Origin of the sequence: Luteitalea sp. (assembly GCF_022842525.1) — a bacterium.
Lineage (GTDB): Bacteria > Acidobacteriota > Vicinamibacteria > Vicinamibacterales > Vicinamibacteraceae > Luteitalea.
The window spans coordinates 41,485-54,138 of the sequence record NZ_JALHPM010000019.1 but is presented as its reverse complement, the minus strand read 5'-3'; the positions used below and the strand labels follow the sequence as shown (position 1 = coordinate 54,138).

At 68.0% G+C, this 12,654-nt stretch carries 12 protein-coding genes; 5 read left to right on the top strand and 7 right to left on the bottom strand.

Annotated elements, in window-relative coordinates; genetic code table 11:
• Positions 1 to 106: 106 nt before the first annotated feature.
• Positions 107 to 499, bottom strand: coding sequence for a hypothetical protein (locus tag Q0C41_RS06090; RefSeq protein WP_291981894.1), 393 nt, complete (start codon positions 497 to 499; stop codon positions 107 to 109).
• Positions 500 to 521: 22 nt separating this feature from the next.
• On the bottom strand, positions 522 to 2,447 hold the full coding sequence (locus Q0C41_RS06085) for a DNA/RNA helicase domain-containing protein (RefSeq protein WP_291981893.1): 1,926 nt from the start codon (positions 2,445 to 2,447) through the stop codon (positions 522 to 524).
• A 48-nt stretch (positions 2,448 to 2,495) separates the two neighbouring features.
• On the opposite strand from Q0C41_RS06085, the gene Q0C41_RS06080 reads away from it, so the two are divergent.
• Positions 2,496 to 2,819 (top strand): hypothetical protein, encoded by a 324-nt coding sequence (locus Q0C41_RS06080; RefSeq protein WP_291981892.1) that lies wholly within the window; start codon positions 2,496 to 2,498, stop codon positions 2,817 to 2,819.
• Here the strand turns inward: Q0C41_RS06080 and Q0C41_RS06075 are convergent, their stop codons facing one another.
• Positions 2,820 to 3,374 carry a hypothetical protein gene (locus tag Q0C41_RS06075; protein WP_291981891.1) on the bottom strand — a complete coding sequence of 185 codons (555 nt, stop codon included), beginning with the start codon at positions 3,372 to 3,374 and terminating at the stop codon, positions 2,820 to 2,822.
• 103 nt (positions 3,375 to 3,477) lie between these two features.
• Between Q0C41_RS06075 and Q0C41_RS06070 the strand changes: the two genes are divergently transcribed.
• From Q0C41_RS06070 to ggt, 3 genes are all read left to right on the top strand, one after another.
• On the top strand, positions 3,478 to 4,467 hold the full coding sequence (locus tag Q0C41_RS06070) for an aldo/keto reductase (RefSeq protein ID WP_291981890.1): 990 nt from the start codon (positions 3,478 to 3,480) through the stop codon (positions 4,465 to 4,467).
• Between the two features lie 74 nt (positions 4,468 to 4,541).
• Positions 4,542 to 5,066: a YfiT family bacillithiol transferase gene (locus tag Q0C41_RS06065; RefSeq protein WP_291981888.1), complete on the top strand. Its 525-nt coding sequence runs from the start codon at positions 4,542 to 4,544 to the stop codon at positions 5,064 to 5,066.
• Positions 5,063 to 6,778, top strand: a complete 1,716-nt coding sequence (gene ggt, locus Q0C41_RS06060) for a gamma-glutamyltransferase (RefSeq protein WP_291981886.1) — start codon at positions 5,063 to 5,065, stop codon at positions 6,776 to 6,778. The genes Q0C41_RS06065 and ggt overlap by 4 nt, the downstream gene beginning before the upstream one ends.
• Positions 6,779 to 6,891: 113 nt before the next feature.
• On the opposite strand, the gene Q0C41_RS06055 is transcribed toward ggt, so the two are convergent.
• From Q0C41_RS06055 to Q0C41_RS06040, 4 genes are all read right to left on the bottom strand, one after another.
• Positions 6,892 to 7,320, bottom strand: coding sequence for an OsmC family protein (locus Q0C41_RS06055; RefSeq protein WP_367079152.1), 429 nt, complete (start codon positions 7,318 to 7,320; stop codon positions 6,892 to 6,894).
• A 117-nt stretch (positions 7,321 to 7,437) separates the two neighbouring features.
• Positions 7,438 to 8,916, bottom strand: coding sequence for a thioredoxin-like domain-containing protein (locus Q0C41_RS06050; RefSeq protein WP_291981883.1), 1,479 nt, complete (start codon positions 8,914 to 8,916; stop codon positions 7,438 to 7,440).
• A 46-nt stretch (positions 8,917 to 8,962) separates the two neighbouring features.
• Positions 8,963 to 10,528, bottom strand: coding sequence for a 4-alpha-glucanotransferase (gene malQ, locus Q0C41_RS06045; RefSeq protein WP_291981882.1), 1,566 nt, complete (start codon positions 10,526 to 10,528; stop codon positions 8,963 to 8,965).
• A gap of 5 nt (positions 10,529 to 10,533) precedes the next feature.
• Positions 10,534 to 11,718: a pyridoxal phosphate-dependent aminotransferase gene (locus Q0C41_RS06040; protein ID WP_291981880.1), complete on the bottom strand. Its 1,185-nt coding sequence runs from the start codon at positions 11,716 to 11,718 to the stop codon at positions 10,534 to 10,536.
• 79 nt (positions 11,719 to 11,797) lie between these two features.
• Here Q0C41_RS06040 and Q0C41_RS06035 point away from each other — a divergent pair, with 79 nt between their 5' ends.
• Positions 11,798 to 12,619, top strand: coding sequence for a hypothetical protein (locus Q0C41_RS06035; protein WP_291981879.1), 822 nt, complete (start codon positions 11,798 to 11,800; stop codon positions 12,617 to 12,619).
• Positions 12,620 to 12,654 lie beyond the last annotated feature (35 nt).

The following is a 12,654-nucleotide window of genomic DNA, read 5'->3' as shown; positions in this document are numbered from 1 at the left end:
ATCTGCTCGACGCGCCGGCCCCGGCCATCCAGCGGGCGCTGGAAGCCGAGGTCGAGCGCTACGCCGGATTCCTGCGACGGCCTGTCTCGATTCGCGGCATCTGACGTCAGGCACCGTATGGCGCCACGATCAGCGCGTACTCACGGCCGTTCCAGAGAAACGTCTCGATGGCTCCGCCGATGGCGCGATGGATGTCGGGCCCCAGCGTGCGTTCGCACGCGTCAGGCGCGGCGTCTTGCTCCGGAACGAAGTCCTGACAACCGCCCTTGGTGTAGCCCACCTCGACCAGTTCGACATAGAACGCCATCGGGCCGAGTCGGAGCCTGCCTGTCAGCCGCGCCTGCTCGCCGCCTGGGTCTTCAGGAGCGCCCCCGGGCCGAGGCTGCGTCACCCAGTGAAACTCGGGGAGGTCAGCGCGACCAAAATCATGGACCAGGGCCCTTGTTGATAGGGACTGACCACATGCCGGCCGCGCTCGATGCGTGATGAGTTCGTCCATGTCACTCTCCACTGTCGTCCATTCACAGTCGAAGCAGACCAATATCGGCGAAATACCTCCATGTCTCATCGAGGCAATCGACAGGAGGCACGAATAGCACGCAGGCGTCGCGCCCGCGAGTGAGCAGGACGCGGTAGGCATTGAGCCGCAACTGCATCGGGTCTTTCACCATCCCGATCCGCTGGTATTTGGATGCTCTTGCATTTGACCACTTGCCGTCATCAAGCGTGAGGTCAGTGCCCCATGCGAGCAGGGCCGCGTCGAGTTCCAGTCCCTGCGCGGCGAACTCGGTCGCGCACTCCCGCATCAAGCGACAACTGCGGCTGTCATACGCATCTTCTGCGTCGCCGTACCAGGGACCGACTCGTACTCGCTTGGTGGATTGGAAGTCGTTCGTCACACCGAACGCGGCAAGCCCTTTGTCGCGGGATGATGCCAGCACCCCGAATCTCGCATCCCGGTTATCAGAGTAGCGCTCGCGCAGGTACGACTTCGCATCGTCGAGTGAGCGCGTGATCCGGAAGTTGAAGCCGACCTGCTCCAGCGTCTGTGCCTGCTGACGCAGAGACACTGCTGGAACAGCGTCGAGCATCTGTCGCACGAACGCATGCAGATCCGTGGCCTGGTGCTGTCGCAGGCTCGTGTCGAGATTGAGGCTCGGGTGCACCCGCAGCGGCACTGGGCTGCCTTCAAAGGTGCCTGCGACCGCGAGCGGGGCATGGACCATCCACTCGCCGCACTTCCGGGCACCTTCGATGGCTTGCCTCCATTGCTCGAGTCCGCCTTCCTCGCCGACGTGGATCTCCTGGCCAGTGCCGATCAAGCCAATCACGACGCACCAATCGGGTATGCGCCCTGCGAACTCAATGAAGTGCTCGGGCTCGGACCGTGCCGGCCCATCGTGCCCGGGATGCTTGGCGGCGACCATCTCGGCGTCGAAGGCACGCTGCGCCTCATCGAACACGAGCACATGTTCGGGTGGCACGAGTCCGGGCTTGCGCGAATAGGTCTTGACGTAGTCCTTCACACCCCGAACGAACGTCTTGCCGCCGCCGCCAGATGAACGGAACTCGTACTGGAGCACCTCCACGAGCGGGCCGTTCCCACTGAGAAACACGGCTGGCACCGAAGCTCGGCCATTTGCGCGAGGCACCACGAGATCGTCGAGGAAGCGGGCATGGACGGTCTGCAAGCCCACAAGGGTCTTGCCTGCGCCCGGCACGCCGGTCACGAGGACCAGATGCCGTGATCTGGAGGACGCCGCGTGATGGATGATCTCGCTCACCGACTCTACGGCAGGCGCCGTGGCTGCGTGTGCGCGATGGATGCGGCGAAGCTCCCGCGAGTCGAACAGTTCGCGCGCCGCCTGAATCAGTGTCGGTAACGGGCAGTACGCCGATTCGTCGAGGAATTGCTCGCGACTGATCACGTGGCATGACGTCGCCCGCGCTGAGAGCTGGTCGACGAGTGTATCGACCGCATCTGGTCCGGCAATGTGGACGTCGCCCGACCGGCGAAGATAGCCCTTGGCCAGCGTAGGCACGAGGACCGGCACCACCTCCTTTTGCCAGCACTCGCGGTGATAGCACCTGAGGTCTCGCGCATAGGCGGCCGCCTGGTCGATGTCGGCCTGCGACGGGACCTCCTTGCCCTTGAGCTCGATCACCAGGACGCCGTCGCCAACGAGCAGCACGACATCGGGGCGCCTCGACTCCATCGGCAGCTCGTACTCGAGAATGGCCGAGTAGCGATCCGCGAGCCTGTCTCGAAGCAGCACTTCGCCAACCTCACGCTGCAGGGGCGGGATGGAGTCCGACCACGCGCGAACCTGCTCGGGTGACGCGTCGCGCACGAACGACTGGAGGCGCTCGCGGATGGCTCGAGGATCCGAAGACTGGAACTCCGGGAAGCCGGACTGCCAGCCGTATCGCGCGCGCGGCTCGGACATGTCAGGCGGCTCCAGCGCCGACAAGCTGCGGCCTGTTCTCAATCGTCGATGACGATGGGAGAATGGTGGCCACCAACCGGCACGGGCGAGTCTTCGAGTGAGCAGGCATGGACCGCCAGGATAGCCCGCGCGCATGGCTCAGGAGTAATGATGAATGTCTGTATCCTGATTCGTGAGGATCAGAGCGATCACGGGTTCATCGACACGAGCATCGTTGGCGTGTTCGTGCAGGAGAACGACGCGATCGCCGTCAAGGAGTGTGAAACACACAACGCGAGAGCTGCAGGCTCACGCGTTTGCGGCGACCAGGGGGACTGGGACGAGTCGGACTGGGAGGTCTCATGGACGATCGAGAAGAGAGCGCTTCGCTAGCTAAGACCGGCGCACGCCTAGCCACCTCCGCTCCAGAACCGCGATAGTGACGATGTAGACGGCGACGATGAGCAGCGGGATGACGATGAACCGGTGCTGCGGGAACAGGTAGTGCGCCGCGACCAGGAGGGCGGTGCGCGCGCCGGCGTGGAAGTAGCCGATCCAGTGCTGCAGCAGCCACGACACCGGCAGCCACATCAGGCCACTCAGGATGCCGACCGACAGCGGCAGCGACGAGGGCTCGACGAGGAAGAACGGGATGGCGATGCCGTACACGAGCAGCGACATCGCGACAGTGTGGAAGAACAGCGCATCGAAGGCGTTCTTCGGCCGCGACCGGTCCGTGAAGTCTTCGCCGGTGAGCTTGGACAGCCCGATGCCCAGGTAGACGATCGAGCCGGTGGCGACGAACAGAATCAGCCACGCCGATTGCGGGGCGAGGACACCCCCGGCGGCCACAGCGAGCCACGCCAGCAGGCCAGCCAGCGGCATGGCCAGAAACCGTCGCGCGCCGAACTCCTGACGCTGCACTTCGAGGGAACGCTGCTCGGTCACCACTCCTCCCGGGCTCATTCTCACTCAGCGACGGTCGAGTTCGCCACCGACTCGAGCGAGGGCACGGCTTGGTGATTCACGCCGAGGCGTGCACCCTGTCCTGATGCAGACCCGCACGCTCGGTCCCGCCACAGTGTCCGTCTCCGCCCTCGGCCTCGGCTGCATGGGCATGTCCGACTTCTATGGGCCACGCAACGATGCCGAGTCCATCGCGACGATCCACCGCGCCGTGGACCTCGGGGTGACCCTGTTCGACACCGCCGACATGTACGGCCCGTACACCAACGAGCGGCTGGTCGGCCAGGCGCTGACGCCGCACCGCGACCAGCTCCTCATCGCCACCAAGTTCGGCATCGTCCGCGACCTGGTGGACCCGACCAGGCGGTCGATCAACGGCACGCCCGAGTACGTGCGCGCGAGCTGCGACGGCAGCCTGCAGCGCCTGGGCGTCGATCACATCGACCTGTACTACCAGCACCGCGTCGATCCGAACACGCCGATCGAAGAGACCGTCGGCGCGATGGCCGACCTCGTGACCGCGGGCAAGGTGCGCTTCCTGGGCCTGTCGGAAGCCGGCAGCGACACCATCCGGCGCGCGCATGCCGTGCACCCGATCGCGGCGCTGCAGACCGAGTACTCGCTGTGGAGTCGAGACATCGAGGACGGCATCCTCGGCACCTGCCGCGAGCTGGGCATCACGATCGTCCCCTACAGCCCGCTCGGGCGCGGCTTCCTGACCGGAGCCATCCGGCGGTTCGAGGACTTCGCGGCAGACGACTTCCGGCGTCGATCGCCGCGCTTCCAGGGCGACAATTTCGCGAAGAACCTGGCCGTGGTCGATGCGGTGGCCGCGATGGCGCAGGCGAAGGGCTGCACGCCCGCGCAGCTCGCACTCGCGTGGGTGCTGGCGCAGGGCGACGACATGGTGCCGATTCCGGGGACCCGCAGCATCACGCGGCTCGAGGAGAACCTCGCCTCGACGAGCGTCGTCCTCGACGAGGCCGATCTGTCGCGTCTCGAGTCCATCAGCCCGAAGGGCGCCGTCGCGGGAGAACGGTATGCACCGGACGGGATGAAGACGATCGGGCGGTGACGGCCGGCTCGAGAGCCGGCCCTACCCAAACCAGGTGCGCGCAATTCCGAATTCAGGATTGATAGACTTCGCCCATGTCCGAAGCCCTTCGCTATCCCGTCGGCCGTTTCCAGGTGGTCGACGACGACCGCGCCAGTGTGCGTCCTGCCTCGATCGCCTCGATCCGTCAGTTCCCGGAGGCGTTGCGGGCGGTGGCCACGCCCCTGACCGAGGTGCAGTTGGCCACGCCCTATCGCGAGGGCGGCTGGACGGCGCGTCAGGTCATCCACCATGTCGCCGACAGCCACGTCAACGCCTACGTCCGTACGCGCTGGCTGCTGACCGAGGATCGGCCGACGATCAAGGCGTACGACGAGAAGGCCTGGGCGGAACTGCCGGACGCGGCGCTGGCACCGGTGGAGATCTCGCTGGCGCTGCTGGCGGCCGTGCATCAGCGCTGGGCCACGCTGCTCGAGGCACTGCCGGAGGCGGCGTTCGCCCGCGAACTGGTGCATCCGGACCGCGGGCCGATGAGCCTCGACACGCTGGTGCAGATGTACGCCTGGCACGGCCGCCACCACGTCGCGCACCTCGGGATCGTCGCGGGGTCGCGGTCATGAGGCCGACCGCCACGCGTGCCGTCATCGCCGCGGTGGCCCTCGTGGCCGTCGCGGCCGGCGCCAGGATCACCGCCCAGGACCGCCTGTCGGGGCGCAGCTTCGCCAGTCGCTCCGAGGTCATCGCCCGCAACGGCATGGTCGCGACGAGCCATCCGTTCGCGACGCAGATTGCCCTCGACGTGCTGAAGGGCGGTGGCAACGCCGTGGACGCCGCGATCGCGGCCAACGCCTTCCTCGGGCTCGGCGACCCCGGCAACAGCGGCATCGGTGGCGACCTCTTCGCCATCGTCTGGGACGCGAAGACGAAGCAGTTGTACGGCCTGAACGCCAGCGGGCGTTCGGCGCGTGGCATGACGCTCGAGGAACTGAAGCGGCGCGGCCTGAAACAGATCCCGGCCAACGGCCCGCTCGCCGTGAGCGTGCCCGGATGTGTCGACGGCTGGTTCGCGCTGCATGGCCGTTTCGGATCGATGCCGATGGCGCGCCTGCTCGCGCCGACCATCGCGTACGCACGTGATGGCCTGCCGATTGCGCCGGACATCTCGGACGACTCGTCGCTGCGCCTCAGCCAGCGCCTGCCCGGCACGCCGGCCGGCAGTTTCGCCAACCTGCGCGCCCTGTACATGCCTGGCGGCGCCTTCCCGAAGAAGGGCGAGATCTTCCGCAATCCCGGGCTCGCGACCAGCCTCGAGCAGATCGCGAAGGGCGGGCGTGACGCCTACTACAAGGGTCCGATCGCCGCGGCCATCGCGGCGCACATCACGGCCCAGGGTGGCTACCTGTCGGTCGAGGACTTCGCCGCGCACACCTCCGAGTGGCTCACGCCCGTGAGCACGACGTACCGCGGCTACCGCGTGTGGGAACTGCCGCCCAACACCCAGGGCAGCGCCGTGCTGCAGATGCTCAACGTGCTCGAAGGCGTCGACATCGCCAAGGCCGGCTTCGGCAGCGCCGACCACGTGCACTGGTTCACCGAAGCCAAGAAGCTCGCCTTCGAGGATCTCGCCAGCGTCTATGCCGATGCCTCGGCCATGAGGGTGCCGGTGGAGCGATTGGTGTCGAAGGAGTACGGCGCGCAGAGGCGAGCGCTCGTGAAGGCCGACCGCGCCGGCGTCTACACCACCGGCTTCCCTGTCGACAGCCACACCGTGTATCTGACGACGGCCGACAAGGACGGCAACATGGTGTCGCTCATCCAGAGCAACTCACTGTCGTTCGGGTCACTCGAGGTGGCCGAGGGGCTCGGCTTCGCGCTGCACAACCGGGGCATGTGGTTCGAGCTCACCGAAGGGCACCCGAACAGCTACGCCCCGGGCAAGCGGCCGTTCCACACGATCATCCCTGCCTTCGTCACGAAGGACGACCAGCCCTGGTTGAGCTTCGGCCTGATGGGCGGCGACATGCAGCCGCAGGGGCACGTGCAGGTGCTGCTGAACCTGATCGACTTCGGGATGAACCTGCAGGAAGCCGGTGACGCGCCGCGCATCTACCACGCGGGGTCGTTCCCGCGCACGGGACACCTCGCCGACGTCGGCGAACTGAGCCTCGAGGCGGGCTACGCGCCGGAGACGATTCGCGAACTCATGCGCCGCGGCCACAAGGTCACGAGCGCGTACGGGCTGTACGGCGGGTACCAGGCCATCATGCGCCAGGACGGCGTCTACTTCGGCGCCTCGGAGAGCCGGAAGGACGGGTACGCGGCGGGCTACTGATGACCGGCGTCAGTAGCCCGCCGCGAATGCCGAGATGCCGCGATGCCGTGAATGTCGTGAATGTCGAAGCCCCAGAATCAACGGCATTCCCCGCATTCGGCATTGCGGCATTCTCAGACCAGCTTCGCGCTCAGCGTGATCTCCACCGACGCCAGGGCGCGGCTGATCGGGCAGCCCTTCTTGGCGGCCTCGGCGTGTTCGAGGAAGGTGGCCTCGTCGACGCCGGGCACCTCCGCTTCGGTCACCAGATCGATGCGCGTCACACTGAAGCCGTCGCCCACCTTCTCGAGGTGGACCTTGGCCTCGGTCGAGATGCGGGTCGGCGTGATGCCGGCCTTGCCGAGACCGGCCGAGAGCGCCATCGAGAAGCAGCCGGCGTGTGCCGCTGCGATCAGCTCTTCGGGATTGGTGCCCGTGCCGCTCTCGAAGCGCGACCCGAACGAGTACTGCCCTTCATACGCGCCGCTGCCGAGCGCGATCGTGCCCTTGCCGTCCTTGAGCGATCCGTTCCACTGTGCCTTCGACGTGCGAATCATCGGTATCTCCTCTTGCTGACGCGTCCGTCGACCTGAAGGTCGACGGCGACATCTGTTGCGTGGCGTGTGCGCCGTCGCCGTAGCGAAGGCGGAAGGTCGACGGCTAGATCTGTTGAGTGCGCATCAGCGGATGTCGAGTGTCTGGACCTCGCCGCTGGCGAGATCCACCACCCGCACCGCGTGGTTGTTCGTGTCGGCCACGTAGACGTGGCGTCCTGTCGCGGAGAGGCCGGCCGGTTCGTGGAAGCAGGCCGCGCCTGGCGCCCCATCCACGTGCCCGGGCCGCCCGGCTCCGGTCCAGCTCATGACTCGACCTCGACGAGGGTCGAGACGCTTGATTCGATGATTGTACGTATCGGCGATCAACACCACATCGCCAGACACGCACAACCCGAGCGGGTGCTGCAGGCGGACCGCATCGCCCACGCCGTCGACGTCGCCGAACGCGAACAGATCGCCGCCGGCCAGGGTCCGCACCTGATTGTCAGGCGGCAGCGCCAGCGCGCGGACGACGTTGGCTTCGGCGTCGGCGACGTGGAGCGTGCGGTCGAGCAAGGCGAGTCCGGACGGCTGCGCGAACGCCGCCTCGTCCACGTGGCCGTCGTGGCGCCCCTCCGCCCCTGTGCCGGCGTAGCGGATGACCAGGCCCTGCTGCGGATCGAGCAACCAGATCTGGTGCGGCCCGGCCATGGCGATGAAGAGCAGGCGGCCGTCCCACGCGACGTCCCAGGGGGAGTTGAGTGACGTCTCGAGGGCGGCGCCCCCGTCGGTCTGCTGCCATGTCTGCTGGCGTCCGGTGCCGGCGGCGGTCTCGACGAGGCCCGTCGCGAGATCGATGCGCCGAATCAGGTGGTTGCCGGCATCGGCCACCCAGAGCGTGTCGCCAGCCACCGCCATCCCCTGGGGATGATGGAACTGCGCCTCCGTGGCGGCCCCATCGGTGCGCCCGGCGCTGTCGGTGCCGAAGACCCGCTGCAGACGTCCCTCCAGATCGGTCTGCAGCACGCGATGGTGTCCGGTATCGGCGATGAACAGCCGCGAGGACGACTCGTCCGCGAGCACCTTGCCGGGGAACGCGAGCAGGCCGTCGGGCGCGACGGTCTCGGGGGTCAGCAGATGCGGCGTGCGATCGAGGCCGCCTTCCGCCTCGAACACGGCCGCGACGGCGGCGATCACCTCCTCGAGCCTGGCCCCATGCCCTTCGCCCGTGGCCGTGCCGACCACATAGCCGCGCGGGTCGATGAGCACCTGCGTCGGCCACGCCCGCACGGTGTACGCCTGCCAGATGCGGAACGCCGCGTCGTTGGCGACGGGATGGCGGATGCCGAGGCGCTGCAGCGTCCGGCGGATGTTGTCGGTGCTCCGCTCGTTGTCGAACTTGGCCGCGTGGATGCCGATGACGACCAGCACATCGGCGAACCTGGCCGGCAGCCGCTGCAGATCGGGCAGCACGTGCTGGCAGTTGATGCAGCCGTAGGTCCAGAAATCGAGCAGCACGATCTTGCCGCGCAGCTGCGCGAGCGTGATCGGCGCCGGTGTGTTGAGCCAGGCGACGGCGCCCTCGAGTTCAGGCGCTCTGACGGGTCCGAGTTCTTCGTCCATGGATGTGGGAGGGACGCCTCCCGGAGGCGTCCGCGTCCGCCCTCGCCTACCGGCGGCTCGCCTCGACCATCGCGCGCAACGTCTGGGCGCGTTCGCGGGCCACAGCGTCGTCGAGGAGCCGGTCCACGGGAATCGGACTGGCCCAGCTCCAGTTCTCCGGGCCGACGGTCGCCGGGACGTTGATGCGATCGCGCCAGCCGAAGACGTCCTGCAGCGGGAAGATCACGAGGTCCGAGCCGGACTGCAGCAGGGTGGCCAGCAGCGCGTCGCGCAGGCGGTCGTCATACGGCTGGGTGGCGGTGAAGCCGGCCTTCCGCAGACTCGGCAGGGCCAGCATCGCCTCACGCTCCTCGTCGGTCGTCGTCTCCCACCAGTCGGCCAGCATGTCGGTGTCGTGGGTGCCAGTGGTGGCCAGCGAGATGGGGTCGTAGGTGGCCGGGTCGTGGAACGGCTGCCCCTCGGTGTGCCACTGCCGTTCCCAGCGCATGACCTTGTAGCCCGGCAGCTGCAACGCGTCGAGCGAGGCGCGGACGAAGTCGGGAATCGTGCCGAGGTCCTCGGCGATGAGCGCGGCGCCGGCACTGGCAAACGCCGCCACGACCTCTTCCCCGAGCTGGCGCTGGGCATCCTCGTCGCGCGGCTCGAAGTACGGCGTGTCGCCGTTGGCGGGGCGCCAGTAGGTGCGATAGAAGCCGACCAGATGGTCGATGCGGAAGCCATCGAACATCGCGGCCATGCGGCGACCACGGGCGTGCAACCAGGCGAAGCCGTCGGCGCGCATCGCCTCCCACAGGTACACGGGCAGGCCCCAGTCCTGGCCGGTCTCCGAGAAGGCATCGGGCGGCGTCCCGACGCTGGCCTCGCGCGAGAACAGCGACTGGCGGGCCCACACGTCGGCACTGTCGGCACTCACCATGAAGGGCAGATCGCCCACCAGCGCGATGCCGTCGAGCTCCCGGCGCGCCTGCTCCCACTGACGCTGCGCGACCCACTGCGTCCAGCACGTCTCGAGGACCGCATCGGCGTGCGCGGCGCGGGCCTCGGCGATCGCCTCGGGGTCGTGCGCGGCCAGCCCGGCAGGCCACTCCCACCAGGCGCGGGCGTCGTAGTGGTCGTGGAGCACGCGAAACATCGCGTAGTCGTCGAGCCACCAGCGCTCCTGGTCGATGTAGGCGCGAAGGTCCTTGGCGCGCGGCGTGTCGTGTGCCCAGTCCGTGTTGCGGAAGTGCTCGAAGGCCCGGCGCAACGCCTCGCCCTTGATCGCCATCACCTCGGCATAGGGCACGCCGGCCGAGGCGTTCATCGCGGCCCGGCGCGCCGCGGCGTCGGCCGGGAACGCCGCGTCGCCCAGCGCCTGCACGTCCTCGAGATCGTCGACGGCGATGTAGAGCGGCTCGATGGCCATGGCGCTGAGCGCCGAGTAGGGCGAGGTCTGCCCGGTCGCCATGTCGTTGACCGGCAGCACCTGGAGCAGGCGGAAGCCCGAGGCGCGCAGCCATGGGCCGAGACGAGCGAGATCGGCGATGTCGCCGATGCCCCAACTGCGCGTCGATCGCGCGGAGAACAGCGGGAGCAGGAGACCGGCGCGGCGACCGAGCGAAGCATGGGGCATGAGGGTCACGTGAGCTGGAGCAGGGGCAGCGTGCAGAGTGCCTCGAGGCCCTCCCGCACGTCGCCTTCGGGGGCGAGGAGACTGAGCACGACGTAGCCGTCGTGTGGCAGGTCGTAGAAGTAGCCGGGATGCACGAGGACGTCGTGGTCGAGCAGGGCGAGGGCCAGGTCGTCCGGACCGCCGAGGCAGGGCACGCGCAGCACGACACTCCAGCCGCCATCGGGCACCCGGACGTCGATGGCACTGCCGGTCACGCGCGCGGTGATGCCCGCGAGGTTGGCGCGCAGGCGCGCCTGAATCTGGGCCCGCACCGACGCGCCGGCCTCGAGCAGCGCCGGCAACGCCGCCTGCACGGGTGTGGACACCGACAGGTACGTGTCGGCGATCACGTCCAGGGCGTCGAGGGCGGCGCGAACCCGGTCGTCGGGGCCGCCCACCAGCATCCATCCAAGTTTTGCCTGCGGCAAGCCGATAAGCTTCGAGAGCCCGTTCAACCGGACCGTGAGGACGCCCGGCACCTCGGGCGTGGTCACATGGCCGGGCTCGTCCTGCCCCGGCCGGGCTGGACCCAGGGGATACGCGGAGAAGACCTCGTCCACGATGAGGGCCAGGCCGTGGCGGCGGCAGACGTCGCCGATGGCCTCCCATTCGCGGGCCGAGGGCACGCTGCCGGTCGGGTTGTTGGGCGACACCACGATCAGGGCGCGGGTGCGCGGGGTGACCTGCGCGTCGAGTTCGACCTCGTCGAGCACCCAGCGGCCAGCGTCACGGAAGGCGTAGCGATCGGTGGCGACGCCGTCCAGGTGCGCGAGGTGTTCGAAGAGGGGATAGCTCGGGCATGGCACGAGGATGCGGTCGCCCGGGTCGCAGAGCAGCTTGAAGAGGTGGGAGTACGCCTCGCTCGTGCTGGCCGTGAGCACCAGCCGGTCGGCGGGAACGGTCTCGCCCACCGAGGCGTACCAGCGGCAGATGGTGGCGCGGGCGGCGTGCGTGCCGCGCGGATCCGGGTCGTACCGCAGCGCCGCCACGTTCGACCAGGCGGTGGCCAGCGTTTCCGGATATGCCAACCCTGCCGTCGTAGGATTGGAGATCGTCAGATCGAGCAGTCGCCCGCCCCGGGCACGTCGTGCCGCAACCGCTGCGGCCAGCGGGGTGGGCACGAGCGAGGCAGGCAGTCGGGTCGAGAACATCCCTGTGGCAGCTTACCATCCGGGATTCGACGGATTGGCGACGTGAAGTGACAGGGCCTGCGGGCCCGGGAGAGAACGCATGCGTTCGATGAAGATGGCGGTCCTGACCCTGATGGCGGCCCTGACGGTGGGGTGCATCTCGGTGGACTCCGTGGTGAAGGTCAAGGCCGACGGCACGGGGACGCTCGAGCAGACGATGCTCATCAACTCCTCGGCGATGGGGATGATGTCGATGATGGGCGGCGGCGAGGGCAAGGACGCGGCGCCCAAGATGGACCCAGCCGTGCTCTTCTCGAAGGAGAAGCTGGCGGCCGAGGCCGCGAAGATGGGCGAGGGCGTGACCTTCCTGTCGAGCGAGCCGGTCACCCAGGGCGAGATGAAGGGCGTGAAGGCCATCTACGCCTTCAAGGACTTCAACACGCTGAGCGTCAGCACGGCGCTGCCCGACATGGACCAGGGCTCGATGCAGGCCAAGGGCAAGGGCGAGAAGCTGCCCATGGTGCTGACGCGCAAGGGCGGCACGTCGGTCATCACGATGGACATGCTGAACGAACTCGCCAAGGCCGAGGCCAAGGGCGACACCGTGAAGAAGCCCGAGGGCACGCCGGAGATGCCCAAGGAGATGATGGCGATGCTCGCGCCGATGTTCAAGGACATGCGCGTGGCCATCTCGCTCGAGCCGCAGGGCACGCTGGTGCGCACCAACGCCACCCACGTCCAGGGTCAGCGCATCACCCTGTTCGACGTCGCCTTCGGCGAAATCTTCGCCGACCCGAAGGGCGTGGAGAAGCTCGAGGCGCTCGGCAACAACCCGTCGATCGATCAGATCCGCACGGCCCTCAAGGGCATGAAGGGGATCAAGATCAACGAGGTCGAGAAGCTCGAAGTCGAGTTCAAATAGGCGTGGGTAGGCTCAGGCCTCACGGCTCAGACAGC